General features: G+C 55.0%; 19 protein-coding genes. 6 read left to right on the forward strand and 13 right to left on the reverse strand.

The genetic code is table 11. From position 1 onward, the window contains the following. Nucleotides 1-16: 16 nt before the first annotated feature. Complete coding sequence (locus tag M2401_RS06065) at nt 17-292, reverse strand: tautomerase family protein (RefSeq protein WP_259100702.1); 276 nt, start codon at nt 290-292, stop codon at nt 17-19. Between the two features lie 53 nt (nt 293-345). Next, nucleotides 346-1,056, reverse strand: coding sequence for an SDR family NAD(P)-dependent oxidoreductase (locus tag M2401_RS06070; RefSeq protein ID WP_259100704.1), 711 nt, complete (start codon nt 1,054-1,056; stop codon nt 346-348). A gap of 79 nt (nt 1,057-1,135) precedes the next feature. On the opposite strand from M2401_RS06070, the gene M2401_RS06075 reads away from it, so the two are divergent. Continuing rightward, entirely contained in the window at nt 1,136-2,020 is an 885-nt protein-coding gene (locus M2401_RS06075) for a LysR family transcriptional regulator (RefSeq protein WP_259100705.1), read from the forward strand. Nucleotides 2,021-2,224: 204 nt separating this feature from the next. On the opposite strand, the gene M2401_RS06080 is transcribed toward M2401_RS06075, so the two are convergent. Then, nucleotides 2,225-2,953, reverse strand: a complete 729-nt coding sequence (locus M2401_RS06080) for an SDR family NAD(P)-dependent oxidoreductase (protein WP_259100706.1) — start codon at nt 2,951-2,953, stop codon at nt 2,225-2,227. A 103-nt stretch (nt 2,954-3,056) separates the two neighbouring features. Here M2401_RS06080 and M2401_RS06085 point away from each other — a divergent pair, with 103 nt between their 5' ends. Beyond that, on the forward strand, nt 3,057-3,461 hold the full coding sequence (locus M2401_RS06085; RefSeq protein WP_259100707.1) for a helix-turn-helix domain-containing protein: 405 nt from the start codon (nt 3,057-3,059) through the stop codon (nt 3,459-3,461). A 302-nt stretch (nt 3,462-3,763) separates the two neighbouring features. Here M2401_RS06085 and M2401_RS06090 read toward each other — a convergent pair whose 3' ends face one another. Beyond that, the gene (locus M2401_RS06090; protein ID WP_259100708.1) at nt 3,764-4,651 is read right to left on the reverse strand and encodes an SDR family oxidoreductase; all 888 of its coding nucleotides are present in this window, start codon (nt 4,649-4,651) and stop codon (nt 3,764-3,766) included. Nucleotides 4,652-4,695: 44 nt separating this feature from the next. After that, a complete protein-coding gene (locus tag M2401_RS06095) occupies nt 4,696-5,445 on the reverse strand; it encodes an SDR family NAD(P)-dependent oxidoreductase (protein WP_259100709.1) in 750 nt (249 codons plus the stop codon). A gap of 102 nt (nt 5,446-5,547) precedes the next feature. Between M2401_RS06095 and M2401_RS06100 the strand changes: the two genes are divergently transcribed. Both M2401_RS06100 and M2401_RS06105 read left to right on the forward strand, forming a co-directional pair. Further along, nucleotides 5,548-6,138 (forward strand): TetR/AcrR family transcriptional regulator, encoded by a 591-nt coding sequence (locus M2401_RS06100; RefSeq protein ID WP_259100710.1) that lies wholly within the window; start codon nt 5,548-5,550, stop codon nt 6,136-6,138. Between the two features lie 590 nt (nt 6,139-6,728). Beyond that, nucleotides 6,729-8,051 carry an OprD family porin gene (locus tag M2401_RS06105; protein ID WP_259100711.1) on the forward strand — a complete coding sequence of 441 codons (1,323 nt, stop codon included), beginning with the start codon at nt 6,729-6,731 and terminating at the stop codon, nt 8,049-8,051. A 402-nt stretch (nt 8,052-8,453) separates the two neighbouring features. Here the strand turns inward: M2401_RS06105 and M2401_RS06110 are convergent, their stop codons facing one another. The 7 genes from M2401_RS06110 to M2401_RS06140 all read right to left on the reverse strand — a co-directional run bounded on the left by M2401_RS06110 (nt 8,454) and on the right by M2401_RS06140 (nt 12,848). After that, nucleotides 8,454-8,711 carry a hypothetical protein gene (locus M2401_RS06110; protein ID WP_259100712.1) on the reverse strand — a complete coding sequence of 86 codons (258 nt, stop codon included), beginning with the start codon at nt 8,709-8,711 and terminating at the stop codon, nt 8,454-8,456. 47 nt (nt 8,712-8,758) lie between these two features. Then, nucleotides 8,759-9,055 (reverse strand): hypothetical protein, encoded by a 297-nt coding sequence (locus tag M2401_RS06115; protein ID WP_259100714.1) that lies wholly within the window; start codon nt 9,053-9,055, stop codon nt 8,759-8,761. A 296-nt stretch (nt 9,056-9,351) separates the two neighbouring features. Then, nucleotides 9,352-9,777: a MarR family winged helix-turn-helix transcriptional regulator gene (locus M2401_RS06120; RefSeq protein ID WP_259100715.1), complete on the reverse strand. Its 426-nt coding sequence runs from the start codon at nt 9,775-9,777 to the stop codon at nt 9,352-9,354. Nucleotides 9,778-10,284: 507 nt separating this feature from the next. Continuing rightward, nucleotides 10,285-10,590 carry a putative quinol monooxygenase gene (locus M2401_RS06125; protein WP_259100716.1) on the reverse strand — a complete coding sequence of 102 codons (306 nt, stop codon included), beginning with the start codon at nt 10,588-10,590 and terminating at the stop codon, nt 10,285-10,287. Nucleotides 10,591-10,601: 11 nt separating this feature from the next. Next, nucleotides 10,602-11,315 carry an SDR family oxidoreductase gene (locus M2401_RS06130; RefSeq protein WP_259100717.1) on the reverse strand — a complete coding sequence of 238 codons (714 nt, stop codon included), beginning with the start codon at nt 11,313-11,315 and terminating at the stop codon, nt 10,602-10,604. Between the two features lie 52 nt (nt 11,316-11,367). Continuing rightward, complete coding sequence (locus M2401_RS06135; protein WP_259100718.1) at nt 11,368-11,916, reverse strand: nuclear transport factor 2 family protein; 549 nt, start codon at nt 11,914-11,916, stop codon at nt 11,368-11,370. Nucleotides 11,917-12,293: 377 nt separating this feature from the next. After that, nucleotides 12,294-12,848, reverse strand: a complete 555-nt coding sequence (locus M2401_RS06140) for a TetR/AcrR family transcriptional regulator (RefSeq protein ID WP_259100719.1) — start codon at nt 12,846-12,848, stop codon at nt 12,294-12,296. A gap of 90 nt (nt 12,849-12,938) precedes the next feature. On the opposite strand from M2401_RS06140, the gene M2401_RS06145 reads away from it, so the two are divergent. Continuing rightward, nucleotides 12,939-13,952, forward strand: a complete 1,014-nt coding sequence (locus tag M2401_RS06145; protein WP_259100720.1) for an NADP-dependent oxidoreductase — start codon at nt 12,939-12,941, stop codon at nt 13,950-13,952. A gap of 189 nt (nt 13,953-14,141) precedes the next feature. Here the strand turns inward: M2401_RS06145 and M2401_RS06150 are convergent, their stop codons facing one another. Beyond that, nucleotides 14,142-15,053 (reverse strand): AraC family transcriptional regulator, encoded by a 912-nt coding sequence (locus M2401_RS06150; RefSeq protein ID WP_259100722.1) that lies wholly within the window; start codon nt 15,051-15,053, stop codon nt 14,142-14,144. Between the two features lie 253 nt (nt 15,054-15,306). Between M2401_RS06150 and M2401_RS06155 the strand changes: the two genes are divergently transcribed. Beyond that, nucleotides 15,307-15,690: a RidA family protein gene (locus tag M2401_RS06155; RefSeq protein WP_259100724.1), complete on the forward strand. Its 384-nt coding sequence runs from the start codon at nt 15,307-15,309 to the stop codon at nt 15,688-15,690. Nucleotides 15,691-15,699 lie beyond the last annotated feature (9 nt).

Below are 15,699 nucleotides of genomic sequence, written 5' to 3' on the forward strand. Positions count from 1 at the left end.
CCGTTCGCGATTGGGCTCAGGCCAGTCGCGAGGGCCAGTCGGGTATTGAGTCGACGCTGGATATTTTTGCGTCAACCAACCTACGATAAACCGCCAGCGGCAGCCCGCCCTGGCTTATGTCATCGATCTCGTGCTCATGGAAGATCACGGTTGTGTCTTCACGGGGTTTACCCATGACGTTGAAGAGCAGATCGGCGATGCCCTTATAGACTGCTGCCTTCTGGTCGACAGTGGTGCGGTCCGCACCCGGTGAGGTGCCTTCGCGGGTGACAAGGATATTTACGATTGGCATAGATGTTATCCAAGGGCGACGAGGAGCGCCGAGGGCGCTCTCCTCTGATGGAATCAACGGCCGGCAATCAGGCCGCCGTCGACGTGCAGGATTTCACCGGTCGAGAAGCAAGCATCTTCAAGGTAGAGAACCGCGCGCACGATATCCTCGACTTCGCCCAGCTTATTCATGGGGTGAAAGGCTGCTAACTGCTCAACAATTTCCGGGTTGTGCATCGGCGTGCGAATGACGCCAGGAGCAACGGCGTTCACGCGAATGCCGCGGGTGGCATATTCGATCGCCAGGCTCTTGGTGGCGGAGTTCATGCCGCCTTTCGTCAACATGGCAATGAAGGCGGGCGAACGGGAGCTGGCGAACTCTGCCGTAGAGGCGGTGATCTGGACGACGTGGCCGCTGCCTTGCTCCAGCATCACCGGAATGACTGCCTGGGTGGCGAAGAAGAAACCGTCGAGATTAGTCTTCAACTTCAAGCGGTAATCTTCTTCTGTGTAGTCCGTAAACGCCTTGCCGATGAAAATGCCGGCGTTGTTCACCAACGTGTCGATACGGCCAAACCGCTCGAGCGCCGCTGCTACCAGCCGCTTGCTCGTCTCGGGATCGCCAATATCACCCGCAACGGTAACCAGGTCCGGATCGGTAGACTGCTGGATCGAACGCGACGTGGCGACGACTCCATAGCCCCTGGCCCGATAGGCGTTGACGATAGCTTCACCCATCCCCTGTGAGGCGCCGGTGACGATCGCAACTTTCTTGATGTTTGACATCGCTTAACTCCTTCATGCTCGTTGGGTGAGCGAAAGATAAAGCGTTGTCAGATGATCGAAAATTCCCTATCTTCGATCAATGACTGATCAAAAACGCACAGACCTCGATTGGCAGGATGTCAGAATTTTTTTGGCGCTGGCCCGGCACGGAAGCTTGTCTGCCGCAGCGCGAGTGCTATCGGTCAACCATGCGACAATCGCACGCCGACTCCACTCGTTGGAGGATAGCCTTGGCGAGAAGCTCGTCGAGCGCCGCCCTGATGGCTATGCCCTGACTCTGGCGGGTACACATGCACTTGAAGCGGCAAGTGACATGGAGCAAGCGGCCCAAATTCTTGGCCGAGGAATGCAGGACGGTGCCCCGTCGGGCCTTGTCAGAATCAGCTCCTCGCCCGGTCTCTCAAGTGGCTTTCTTATATCGCGCCTGCCTGTGTTGACAGCCCGTTACCCTAAGCTGGACATAGATCTTTCCCCCGCCCTGCGCTCTGTCAGTCTCGACAGACATGAAGCGGATATTGCGATCCGCTTCGACAGACCCAAGGACGGCGAGATCATCGCGCGTCCGCTGGCCACTGTCGGATACGGTTTCTATGGGACGGGCGAGGCCTGTCGCGCGGTCGAAGCTGGGGGTAACCTGGTATTGATTGGCTTCAATGAGGCCGATGCTTATTTGTCCCAGGAAAAATGGGTGACCCGGCACTTCCCCCGCGCCCGCATCGCTTTTCGCGCCAAGGATCAGGCTCTCCATGCCGTGGCAGCCCGGTCTGGTATCGGACTGGCCTTGATTCCTCACTATATCGGGCGCACAGACCCGACACTGCGGATATGCGATCTTGGCGTAGTACCCTCCAGCCGGGAGGTGTTTCTACTGACCCGCAGTCGTGATCGAAAAGACGCATCTATTCGTGTTGTGGCCAATGAGGTAGCTGACATGTTTGAGCAGGAACATGGCCTTTTTGAGTAAGTACCAAAACTGCGCCGCATAAGGCGTGCTCTGCACGGAAGGTCTGAGGTTTCAGCTTAAAAAGCCAGCATAGGCGCGGGCACAACAAAAGTTTTCATATCCCGCAGGCGTCGGTTCGAGCAACTGATCAGCAAACCGCATACGTCACTGTCGGCAGGAGCGAGCGCGGCGATTTGCTCGGGCGAGAGTGGTAGCTCTGGAGTCTCAGGTCATGAACCCGCCATCGACAACCAACTCGGCACCTGTCACATACGAACTGTCGGCGGATGCCAGATAAAGTACAGCGCCTGCAACTTCATCTGGAGCACCTAACCGGTTCATCGCGATCATGCTGGTCAGCCCCTGCTTCACCTCTTCGCTCGCGCCATCCATCATCGGGGTATCGATCGGGCCCGGGCTTACGGTGTTAACACGGATGCCACGCCCAGCCAGCTCTTTCGCCCAGGTTCGTGAGTAAGACCGCACCGCAGCCTTTGTCGCGGAGTATGTTCCGTAACCCGGATTACCGATCGAACCTGCAATAGAACCCACCAGGACAATACTTGCGCCTTCAGACATAAGTTGCACAGCCCGCTGCACGGTAAACACCATCCCTCGTACGTTCACATCGAAGGTCTGATCAAAGTGCTCAGGTGTCGTTGCATCCAGCGTGGCATAAGCAGCGACGCCTGACGAAGTCACGAGAATGTCCAGCCGTCCGGCCTTTGCCTTAATGGATTCGAACAACTTGTCCAGGTCTTCGGCGCAAGTAACATCCCCCTGCACCGCATCAACCTGCCCCTTGATCGATGCAATCGCTTCATCAAGTTGAGCCTGACGGCGCCCTGTAATAAACACATGGGCACCCTGTTCGGCGAAACGCTGAGCAGTGGCCAAACCAATACCACTGTTGCCGCCTGTAATCAGTGCGACCTTTCCTTCGAGCTTTAGCATATGAACCTGACTGCAATTTGACTGGAAGCAAAGAAGATACACGCCGTATATTTAGGGTCAATTACGCACCTCCCCTACCCTAGATATACAGATGGAAACCGCAATGGCCTTGGAAGACACTTCTCCGCTCGCAGAAATCAACCTGACGCGGCCGGTGCTTGAACAGATCGCCAACAAATGGTCGGTCCTGATACTTACGGTATTGTGTAGCCAGCCTGCGCGCTTTAACGCAATCAAGCGGCGCCTCGCGCCCATCACTCACAAGGCGTTGACAGAGGCACTGCGCAGGCTCGAAAGAAACGGCCTGGTCAATCGCCGTGTCATCGCATCCTCCCCAATCGCGGTCGAATACTCGATCACGGCGCTGGGGCATACGTTGAAAGACCCATTCGTTGTATTGGTTGCATGGGCAACGGAGCACGGCCAAAGCATGGAAAAAGCACAGGCCAGCTACGATGGCAGGGCAACCGAATTGCCGCAGCTATCGGCCGATAATCCGCAGCAATGACTGGTCTTTGCCGTCGACCCTGATCGGCTGGCTCAGATCTGCGCAGGCGATTTCCTCAGCGGCACGCACAGCGCTGTTCAACATCATGACAATGCTTCTGGTCAGTGAATAGTTAGCAGTACAGCAACTGCAGACACCAGCATGATCGCCGAGCTAACGGCGCGGTGCCTGTCTCGGCATCGGAGAACCGCATGATAACGCCAGCCATCCCCTAGATGTTTTGTCCCCACCCTTCAATCATGGATAGCACTGGCAGGACATCGATCCCGGCCTCGGTCAGTACCTATTCGCAAAGACGCTCGTTAGTGTCGCGATGTAGCGTAGGCCTCATAAGCTCGTCGAAGGAATGTTTTGTAGCTGACCGGCTCATGCCCGATCAGGCCCTCCAATTCCTTGGTGATTTCAGCAAACTCCCCTGTTGAGACCGCATTTGACCACTCACTGATAAAGTCTGCAGCCGGTCTCGGCAATCCAGCCGCTTCGACTCTTTCAGCAAGCTCTTCGGCCGAAACTTCGATGAACGCCACCAACTTCCCGCTTATCCTGGAGAGCTCTGCCGCAATATCGGCAAAGGAAACGGACTCGCTCGCGCCAAGCGTATAAGTCCTGTTTTCATGCCCTGATTGGGTCAGTACCACGGCATTGGCCTCTGCCAGATCGGAGCGTGCGACGATCACTGCCCTGCCATCACCTTTGGTCATTCGCACCCCGCGCTCCAATACATCACTGCCCAACATGAAAGGCAGCACGTCCAGATACAGCGAATTGCGCAGAATCGTGTAGGACAGACCGCTGTCGATCAAGGCTTCCTCGGTCGCTTCATCGGACTGCGTGATCATCGAAATCTCCAACGTCGAACCTGGCTTACGCTGAATCGATGTGTAGACGATGTGTTTGACGCCTGCTGCTTTTGCGGCCTCGATGACGTTCAGGTGCTGAGTGATTCGATTAGTAAACGCCACCGTCGAGACCAGCAGTATTTTATCCACGCCCTGAAATGCGCGGATCAGTGAGTCCAGGTCAAAGTAGTCACCACGCCTGACGTCGACACCCTGTTCAGCCATGCGGGCGGCCTTGGCAGGATCGCGCACCAAGGCGACAACCTGCTCAGGATCGATGCGCTTCAACAAAGCGTCGACAGTCAGCGATCCCAGTTCGCCGGTTGCGCCTGTAACCAGTAATTTGCTCATTGCGTTTGCCTTGTGTTCTGTGGAATTTCAAAGCGATAACGCGCTCAGACTTGCGTCCAGCCGCCGTCGACGGCGATGTCTGCACCATTGATGTAACTGGCGTTATCGGACGCCAAGAACACGGCAACTTTCGCGATGTCATCCGGCTCTCCGACACGTCCTGCCGGGATCAGCGAGGCGAAGTGGTCGAACATGCCCTGGACAGCATCGGCGTCTGCGCCACCCTTGAGGCCGGGAGTTTCGATAGCGCCAGGACTGATGGCGTTGACCCTGATCCTGCGGCTTTTCAGATCGACCATCCAGCCGCGGGCCAAGCTGCGGATGGATGCCTTGGTTGCGGCATAAATGCTGTTACCCGGTAACCCCTTGCTGGCGACCATCGATGACGTAAGCAAAATCGCGCCGCCATCGACCAGTAGCGGCAACGCCTTCTGTACGGTGAAGACCAGGCCCTTGACGTTGATATCGAACAGGCGGTCAACCGAGTCTTCGGATATATCGCCGACCGCGCCTTTTTCAAGGATGCCGGCATTGGCGAAAACAATATCCAGCCGACCTTTCTTGACCGCGATGGTTTCATACAGCCGATCCAGATCCGCCAGATTCGACGAGTCCGCCTGCACGGCAGTAATGTCGCCAGCAATCTCGGCAACCGCCTTGTCCAGTTCATCCTGCCGACGCCCGGTGATGAATACGCTCGCGCCTTCGGCGACGAATCGCTTGGCCGTGGCCAGGCCCAGACCTGAACTTCCTCCCGTGATGAGCGCGACTTTTCCGAGCAGCTGATGAGTCATGATCGTTGCCTCTTCTTAATGTAGTGATCGATAAATTATGAGCGACTGGCGTCCCGGTCAAGGTTTAAATAGAATGATCGCTAAATTAAAGGAGCTGCGAAATTGCCACGGCCTAGAAAATTCGACGAGGGTGTGGCCCTCGACCAAGCCATGGTGGTGTTCTGGACGCTCGGGTACGACGGTGCATCCATGGCTGAACTGACCAAGGCCATGGGCATGAACGCGCCCAGCGTCTATTTCGCTTTTGGCAGTAAACGCGGGCTGTTTGATGCGGTACTGGAGCGCTATGACGAGCGGCGCAGCCATCACAAGGACTCGCTACTGACTGCCGCTACCGCCCGTGAGGCGGCTGAGCGAATGCTGTTCGGCGCGATTGAATGGCTGACCGATCCCGATGAACCGCCGGGGTGTCTGCTCGTGCAATCAGGGCTTGCGAGCGGTATTGCCAGTCAGGACGTCTGCGACGAATTGGTCAGGCGTCGCAGTCGGGTATCGGCGTTGCTGACGGCGTTGTTCGAGAAAGGACAGAGCAACGGTAATCTGGTCGATACCGCAGACGCAGCACAGCTCGCCGACTACGTGCAGCTGGTATTCAGTGGGTTATGTGTACAAGCTGCCGCGGGCACTTCACGAACCGGGCTGCAGAGCAGCGCGCATTTGGCCTTGGCGGGGCTTAGCGAACTGTGGGGCTAAACACGGCAGGTGCACGATTACGCGCCCCTTGCACGCAAGTTATTGGATTGGCAACCTGGCGGCTCGTCCCTTGAGCAAACGGTAGAACGAGCACTCTGATACTTGTACCAACCTCTCGTCACTTGAAAGAACGCTCCCTATTATAAGACTTAGGGATAATAAGGTGGCGACCACGCATCAGTTGGTAAACCGGGACATGGGAACCGGCAGGACTGGGCCTCTAATACGCAGCCGCCATAAAACAAACGCAATAGTGACCGCAGATGAGATACGGCCACTATTGCGCCGATGTTAAACGGGTTACCAAGCCCGACTACCGAATAGGCGGCAGCACGAAGAGAATAGCGCCATGTTCTTATGAGGGCAACTACCAATCAATTTGTCGGCTTGATCTTGGGTAAAAATATGGAGCTGATATTAATAATGCGATGCTCGATATCACCCCCATAAATAATTGAATGAAAATACTGCTTTTTGAACTATCCGCGCTGAAATCCCTCGTGCTATAAGTTCAACCTCACCAAAAATGAACCTCCGCATCTAGACGGATGGACAGTTATATTTCCCGAGACTAAAGGAGCGTCAACAGCATGAGAGTATTAACGTGGAGCGCCATCGCCGTGGCCGTTACGGCGGCAAGCACCCAACTGGCAACAGCCGCTGCCTTCGTCAGCGACCAGTCTGAAGCCAGCGGTTTTGTTGAAGGTAGCAAGCTGGACTTGAAAGCACGGAACTACTATTACAATCGCGACAAGAAAAACGGCAGTGTCGACGACAAAGATTGGACCCAGGGTTTCTGGGGCGTTTTCAGTTCCGGTTATACCCAGGGCTTGATCGGCGTTGGCTTTGATGCCTTTGGTTACGTCGGTTTTAAACTTGACGGCTCCGATAAGTACTCCGGGTCAGGCAACCTGGTGACCAGCAGCAATGGCAAGAACGAAGACAGTTTTGGCAAAGCTGGCGGCGCGGTCAAATTCCGGGTATCGAAAACCGAGCTGAAAATCGGCGACATGCAGCCGCAGAATCCGGTATTTGCTGTTGGCGGCTCTCGCCTGTTGCCGCAGACCGCAAGCGGTGTCAGCCTGCAGAGCAGCGAGATCAAAGGTCTTGATGTCGAGGCGGGCCGTTTTACTTCGGGCACCAGCCAGGATGAAACCAACCGGGATGGCGATATCTGGGCACTTTATGCTGGCGTAACGGCAAAATCGGCGACCTATGGCGGCGGCAAATATGCCGTGACTGACAATCTGGGCGTCGGTTTCTACTACAACAAACTCGAAGACGTCTGGAACCAGTACTACGGTAACGTGAATTATGCCTTGCCGCTGACCGACAATCAGGCCTTGGCGTTTGACTTCAATATCTACCGCACCACCGACACCGGCAGTAAAAAAGCCGGCGATATCAGCAACACTGCTTACTCGTTGTCCGCCGCGTACTCATTCCTGGCCGCGCATACGCTGACCCTGGCATTCCAAAAAGTTAATGGCGACACGCCATTCGACTACATTGGTATCGGCGACAATAACCGAGGTGGTGACTCCATCTTTCTGGCGAACTCTATCCAGTACTCCGACTTCAACGCCCCCGGCGAAAGATCCTGGCAAGCTCGCTATGACCTGAACATGGCACCCTATGGTGTACCGGGCCTGAGTTTCATGACTCGTTATATCAGCGGTACCAACATTGATGGTACACACACGCCGTCCAATAGTACTTACACCGGCCTTTATGGGGCAGACGGCAGCCACCACGAGACGAACATCGAAGCCAAGTACGTGGTCCAGACCGGTCCGGCCAAAGACCTGTCGTTCCGTATCCGTCAGGCATTCCACCGTGCCAACACTGACGAGAACGAGGGCGACGTTAATGAATTTCGCCTGATTGTCGACTACCCGATTTCCATTCTGTAAAGAAAGTAGCGCGGTACAAATCTGGAGTCTGATCGAGACTCCAGATTTTTTCCATTTCCATCACCTCATCATTAGCCTTGTCTATCCAGACGAATGTAACGAGAGCATAGCCTCGCAGGCGTTTGGTTCTTGCTAATCAGCGACATCGAATGCGGCCGGGTAATTTTTGATACGCTACAAAGCTTCATCCATTCGCTACTCCGGTGCAGCGCGGGTGAAACCGCAGTTGCGGTTATTGACTACCTGGAAGAGATTCCTTCATCGCACGCCGCGATCTACCGTTACGCATCTTTCAAGGGGGCCCTCACTAAAACACTAACGAGCCCCGCCTGATTAACGATCACCGGTTTTCCATTTTTACTCCTCGCCACAAAAAAGATGATGCAAACAGATCATCTTTCTCTAGCTAACTTTCACGAAACTTAATACGCGCATTCTGGCGTATGCTTCTTGCTGCCGTTCAACCTGTTTGGCCGACGCCTGCTGCTCTTGAGTAGGAACCGAAAGTAAAGGCGCAGATTTTTCTGGCGATAGTACCGGAATGCCGTTTCGCAGTAATGGCTGAGAGCTGCTTATGCTCCCTGGTTTTACATTGAGTATGTCCTTTTCGTTTATCGGGCGAGAATAGATCAGGGTGCTGGCCGAACTGATACTGGTCATATAGGTTCTCTGGGTAATTAGGGCTGTGGTACTGACACGCCTTCCAATCAGGCTTCGATAGGAAATGTCGGCGGCTTGAGATTGGACACATCTGTTTCTGTAGGGGTACTTGTCGCCGCGAATATATCTGCCCACTTATGCACCATATTTAAGCGTGCAACAGCGGATCCAGGATCGCGAATCTGATCGACAGCCCTTTTTTGCTCCAGCATCCGGGTGACGGTCGCACCCGTCACGCGGGCGGCTGGTGTTTGCGATATCAACATATTGACCTCGATTTCGTTAGACGATAAAAAGCTGCGCGTGAAAATTTCAGGCAGTTTAACAACGGGTACATAAGTCATGTATGACCATCAAATGAGTTCTAGTTGAACACATTGAAATGAAGCACTTAGCATGCCAACCACAATACCAAATAAAAGACTCTATATAGCGGATTTACATAGTGTTCGTCAGCACGCAGTGCGTCATCTACGGCAAGTTTTGACCGGAAGCGGCAACCGTTTTCCGCAATATTGGCTTTTGAGTTCTGGGTAAGATTGCCCCACCCTCCCAGCTCCAAATCTCGGAAACGCTTTTATACTTAACATACAAAGCTGAGGGCAAATCAGTATGCAGTTACACATCCATAATCAAAAAATCATATTCCAGGCACCACGGCCAGTAATGAAGCACGGATGGCTATCGCTCTATCCACCCCGATCTGCTCCTCAAGCTCCTCTTGAGCCGAATCCCAATACGGCTGCGCATGCTCGATCTTTGCCTGGCCTTCAGCAGAAAGGGATAAGCGTAAAGCCGAGCGTGGCCCTTCAACGCGGCTGTGTATAAAGCCTGCCGATTGCAGCGGCTTGAGTGCCCTGACTAATGTGGTTCGCTCCATCACCATGATCTCGGTGAGGTCCGAGATCGAGATATCCGAATGCTCGGCCAGCATCGCAAGCAGCGAAAATTGCGACACCGAGAGGCCCGCGGCAGCAAGGTGTCTGTCGTAAAAGCGAGTGAGGTATCTCGCATTGCGCCTGGCGGCGAGGCAATGGCAAAGATCAGGTCCAGTAATTTTCTTCATGAGAGCCATATTATGTGTATAAGCACATCAGTCAATCTTTAACTCTGCTCTTCGCTGTTCAGTTGAAACGCTAGAGCTGCGGCAAGCTCCGCCATGGGTCGATAGTTGCCTTAGTGGGAGCCATAACGTGACCAGAAGCTGACTCTCGAAGGTTTGTAGGACACCCTGGCCCGCACAATCTAATCGGTCATGAGAGTTCCGCCATAATTTGATTGAGCTCTGTCGGCAAATAACATGCCGATGCCTACCGGGCTTTTTCAGTGAAGGCGATCAACCCAGGCAAGCCGCTAACTCTAGCCAACTTGGTATAGCCGTTTCTTAAGCTCGCCTCGCTCCGCTCCAGAGCTCAGTCAGACCTGCAAGCGCCAGTCTTGGGCTGCTCTGGAGGTCTGCTCGCGAACTTCCAGCGGCAACCTCGACGCACAAGCCGCTGAATACCATCTGGCAATAACCCGCCAGCTCCTCAGCATCCGCCGTGCCAACCAGACGGAAAGCGTGACGCGCAAATCACATAATATGGGCCGGCGTCAGTTGCTGTATGTCAGGTGGGGAGACGAGCTTGTCCGTCAGCAGTTCAAAAAATGCTTTGGTATAAGGCTTTTCCAAGTGCTCGGCGTGGGCTGCTTTCGAAGCGAAATACTCGAAGAAGCACAGATGCTCAGGATCCTGCGTATGGGCCGTTTGGTAAAACGCGACGCAACCCGGTTCTTTCAAAGTATGCGCCAGCGTGACCGCCGCAGCCCTCAGAACCTGCGCCAAAAACTCTGGTTTTACTCGGGCGTTTACCAGAAGAATGTAAGGTGCGTCGCTCATGGTCATTATCCTCAGGCAAACTGTGGCGGGTTGAAATAGAACGCTTCGGTTTGCGACAGAGTGGTCTTGATGAACTGGGTGCCTTCATCAACCAGGACTTCCAGCGCCCCTTCTTCCAGACCTTCATACGCCGCACGAGCAACCTCATGGGCCTCGATTTTCGGCACATCGAAGCCCTGAGTAAGATCGGTATCAACAAACCCCACGTGTACCGCAAGTACATGGGTCTGTTGAGCCCTGAGCTCTAGGCGCAAGGCATTGGTCACACTCCACGCAGCGGCCTTGGACGCTGCATACGCCGCAATCGTCGGCAAACTGAACCAGGTAACATCAGACAGCACATTGATCACGGCCCCCCCGCCATTGGCGGCCAGAATCGGCGCAAACGCCTGGCCAGTTCGCACGATGCCGAAGGTGTTGGTATCCATCAGGTGGCGAGACAATTCGATCATGTTCGACGCCAGTACGCCGTCCTGAACAATACCGATGCCAGCATTGTTAATCAGCACGTTCGTGTCCTGGCACAGCTTTGCAGCAGCAGCGACCGATGCCTCATCGGTGACATCGATTTGCACGGGGATGATCCCCGAAGCGTTGAAACCTTCAACATTGCGAACCCCTGCATAGACTTTGGAAGCGCCCTTTGCCAAAGCCAACTTCGCAAAAGCCAACCCGATGCCGCGATTGGCACCCGTTACAAAAACCACAGATCCTGCGATGTTCATTGAATACTCCTTTTCTGGGAAAGATCGGGGCATTTACCCCGGGGTAGATGGGTTAAATGCTCGGGACCTTAGGGAGGTATGGTGCAACTTCGATCGCAGACTTAACGGGTGGATCCAGACGGGAATTTGTGGTTGAGCCGCCGATATAGCGCTCGGTGATCTTCCAGCCGGTGTCAGTGCGCCGCAGACGATCAACCATCGGTGAGTAAAGCCAGATCCCTGGCAGATCGTCCGGGCTGTTCATGACCTCACCGGCCTGGAGGGCAGCAGCGGATTCGGGCGATGCGTAGCGCACGAGCAAGTTTTGGTAACGCACCACTACACCATCCTCGTCCTGATCAACGATGTGATTGGTGGCGTGGCGGCTCACGCCTGGAATCAGGTACGGATAGTCGTGAGCAAAGAAATGTCGCATTTCCTCATGTCCGCTGATCGTGCCGTGAAAGTGATAAGCCACTGCATCGGGCAGAAACGCATCGAGCATCGATTCCACATCCCAGGTTTCGAACCACCAGTTCACTCGGTTCACAAAATCGATGGCGCTGACTCGATCCGCCGGGTCAACACCTGCACCGCTCCCCGCTCTTGGAAAAGCATTCATTTTCAACCTCCAGTGCGACTACTAGTGTGTAATTACACATATAAATAAAATCAGATTCCGGGTATGACTGTCAGCAACGTGGCCCCATAGACGCTACTGACAAATTCACCGCAGCCAAATATCGATCGTAAAGACGAGTGAGGCATCTCGCAGTGCGCCGCTCTGCGAGGCAATGGCTAAGATCGGGTCCGGTGAACATATTCATGACAACCATCATATGTGTATATGCACACCAGTCAATCGCTCATTTGTTTTTTGTTCCAGAACGCAAGCAAGGATGATGCGCATGGCATGTGATAGCAGGGTCCGCTAGGGGTCGAAAACAACCGCCTTCGATCGTTGATGGTCCCGTACTGAGTGCCGTTCAGGACACTGCCTCAGACAGCCCCACCCAACAAAATCGCCCCCGAAATAATCCCGAACAAGCGCTCCCCCCGCTCCACCAGCGATGGCTGATCCTGTATCCAGGTCAGCGCCCCCACCAACGCAAACAGATCCGCCCCATCCATATCGCTGCGTGCCAGCCCTTGCGCCTGGGCGCGTTCCAGCAGTCGTGTGCCGGACGCTTTCATGGTGACGCACGAGGCATGCAGCGCCGAGTCGGGTTCTTCGATGGCGGCGACCATGGCGGCGATGACGCCGCGCAGGCTGCAGGCGATTTCGACGATTTCGCGCAGCCAGGTCACGAGTGCCTGATCGGCGGGCTCCAGGCTTTGCAGCTCGTCGGCGCGCCTCTCCAAGGTGTTGAAGCTGCTGCGCAGCAAGGCTTCGAACAACGCTTCCCGGGTCGGGAAGTGGCGGTACAGCGTACCCAGGCCAACGTCGGCTTTGCGCGCGACATCGCGGATTGAGGCGTCGGCGCCCTGCTCAGTGAACACGTCGCGGGCGACGGTCAGGATATGGGCGTAATTTTTCTGCGCGTCAGCTCTCATAAATGCCTTCTTGACTAAACGGAACACCGATCCGTATATTCGGAGCTATGTTCCGTTAATCATATCCGATGCCTGGATAGGGAGAAAGCAATGGTCGGCAAGACAATGAAAGCAGTGCGACAACATGAATTCGGCGGTCCTGAGGTGTTGCGCTACGAAGACGCGCCTAGGCCCGAGATCCAGCCGGGTGAAGTGCTGGTTCGGGTGCACGCGGTCGGGGTCAATCCTCCTGACTGGTATCTGCGCGACGGCTACAAGATGCTGCCGCCTGAATGGCAACCGCAGGTGCCCTTCCCGGTCATCCTCGGCACGGATATCTCGGGCGTGGTCGAGGCGCTGGCCGATGATGTCAGCGGCTTCAGCGTCGGTGACGAGGTGTACGCAATGGTCCGTTTCCCCAGCTTCGGGCCGAGTAAAGCCTATGCCGAGTACGTCACCGTGCCCGCCACGGAGCTTGCGCTCAAACCGCCGGGTATCGATCACCAACACGCCGCCGCAGCGCCCATGTCGTTGCTGACGGCGTGGCAATTCATGATCGAACTGGGCCATGACGAACCCAACCCGCTGCAACCCGCGAAGCACCAACCGGTGCCCTTGCAAGGCAAGACGGTACTGATCAATGGAGCGGCCGGCGGCGTGGGGCATCTGGCGGTGCAGATCGCCAAATGGCGGGGGGCGCGGGTGATTGCGGTGGCTTCGGCTGAGCACGAGGCGTTCTTGCGCGAGTTGGGTGCCGATGAGTTTATCGACTACACCCAGACCGACGCCGAAGAGGTGGTGCGCGATATTGACCTGGTCATTGATGCCGTGGGCGGGCCAAATACGGGGCGCTTTTTGCGCACACTCAAACGCGGCGGCGCGTTGTTCCCGATCTTTCCCTTGGGCTTTTCCGGTGCTGAGGAAGCGTCGCAGTTGGGCGTTGCGGTGTCGGCGACTCAGGTGCGTTCCAACGGTGCGCAGCTGGCAGAGGTCGGCCGTTTGCTCGATGCCGGGACGTTGCGCGTGGTGATCGACAGTCGCTTTGCGCTGGCGGATGCGGCTAAAGCCCATGAGCGCGCGGCGCGCGGGCATATTCGCGGGAAGATTGTGCTGAGGGTTGATTAATAGGAGTTGTTGCGCAAGGTTCGAGCGTTTGGTGGCTGGTGCATCGGGCAAAGGTCGTAGGAGTATGGACAATGCCGGGGCCGCGTACTCAACTGAGACTCTGTCTAGCTCTGCCCGAGTGCTGGCCCCAGCTTCTGACTTGGTTTCGCTCTGGACAGGCGTTGCTCAAGGGCCAATAGCCACCCATCACTACCGCCTGCCAGTCTTTATGTTCAAAACATTCTTTCTGGGCGGCTCGCCAAACAGCCGTTTATACTCACGACCAAATTGATTGACACTCTCATAGCCGACCATTAGCGCGGCCTGGATGACATCGCAGTTCTCAACCAGCATCAGGCGCTGCGCCTCGTTCAGGCGCAGGCGCTTCTGATATTGCAGAGGGCTGAGTGTCGTGACTTCCTTGAAATACTTATATAACGTAGACGATGCCATATTCAGTTTTGCCGCCAATTTATCCACCTGTAGCGTTTCATGGTAGTTCTCCCGCAGCCACAAGATCGCCTGATCAATTTTATTACTTTGCGCGCCCACCGTATTCAGCAGACGCAGCTGATGCCCAAAGGGTGTTGTAAGCAGTCTGTAGTGAATTTCCTGGTATATCAGCGCGCCCAGCATTTTCGCCTGCTCGGGTTTATTGAGTAATTCAAGCATGCGTAAAAAGGCATCAAGCAATTCCGGGCCGAGTTCCTGCACCGCAGCGCCCACTGCCGTGTTGGCGTTGTAGTCGCTCGGTTGTGGAGTTTTTGCCGCTAAAGCGGCCATCAAAGACCTGTCCAAGTCCAGGGACATCGACAGATAGGGGGTTTCCGGGGTCGCTTCCAGCAAGCAGCTGGTGACGGGCATGTTCACACCGGCGATAAAACAGTTGTGCTCCCCAAATGAAAGATCCTTGATACCGATACGAACCCACTTCTTACCCTGGACGGCGACGATAAGTATCGGATTGTAGAAATGCGGCTTTGCCGTATCGGCATGGTCATAGCGGTGCAGTGCAAACCCCTCTATAGGCGTTTGCAATCGACCCGCTTCAGGGAGAAGGCCAAGTAATATATCCCTGAGCGCCACGCGGCCATCTTCAACTGCAAAACGGTAGTTCCTCACCAACTATTACCCCGGCATATCAATCAGGAAAAGACTTGGGCTTGCACGTGACTGGAAAAATTATGACATACGCAGGCGAGCTCAGGATATTGAAAACTCACTACTTAGAGAATCAGGCAGTCATCATAGAGAAACGTGACTATTGCCCGCTATCAGCCTCTGAGAGAATAGACACTTCAAACAGCTATTGATCAAGCCTTTGACTTCATGAAGTTTCAGGCACCCTACCCCCTTAAAATTCGGAAGCACTCATATGCCAGGCACTTCTATCCAACGTAAAACCTACGCAACACTTCCTGCTGCCGTGGGGCCTTATTCCCATGCGGTAAAGAACGGCAATACGCTGTATCTGTCAGGCTTCACTGCCTTCGGCACCAAGGCCCAGGGACAGAGCCTGGAAAAGCAGGCCAATGCCATTTTGGCGCAGATTAAAACCGTCGCTGTCGATGAGGGCACGGATATGTCTTCACTCCTTAAAGTGACTATCTTCATCACCGACTTCAGCCAGGCAGGTGAACTGCGCAAGGTGCTGGCGCAGCATTATGAAGGTCATTTTCCTGCCAGCTCCCTGGTCGAGGTTTCCAGGTTGTTTTCGCCGGACCTGAATATCGAAATTGAAGCTACTTTCGGGCTGTAGCACCCTGTA

The organism is Pseudomonas sp. JUb42, assembly GCF_024807945.1.
Taxonomy (GTDB): Bacteria; Pseudomonadota; Gammaproteobacteria; order Pseudomonadales; family Pseudomonadaceae; genus Aquipseudomonas.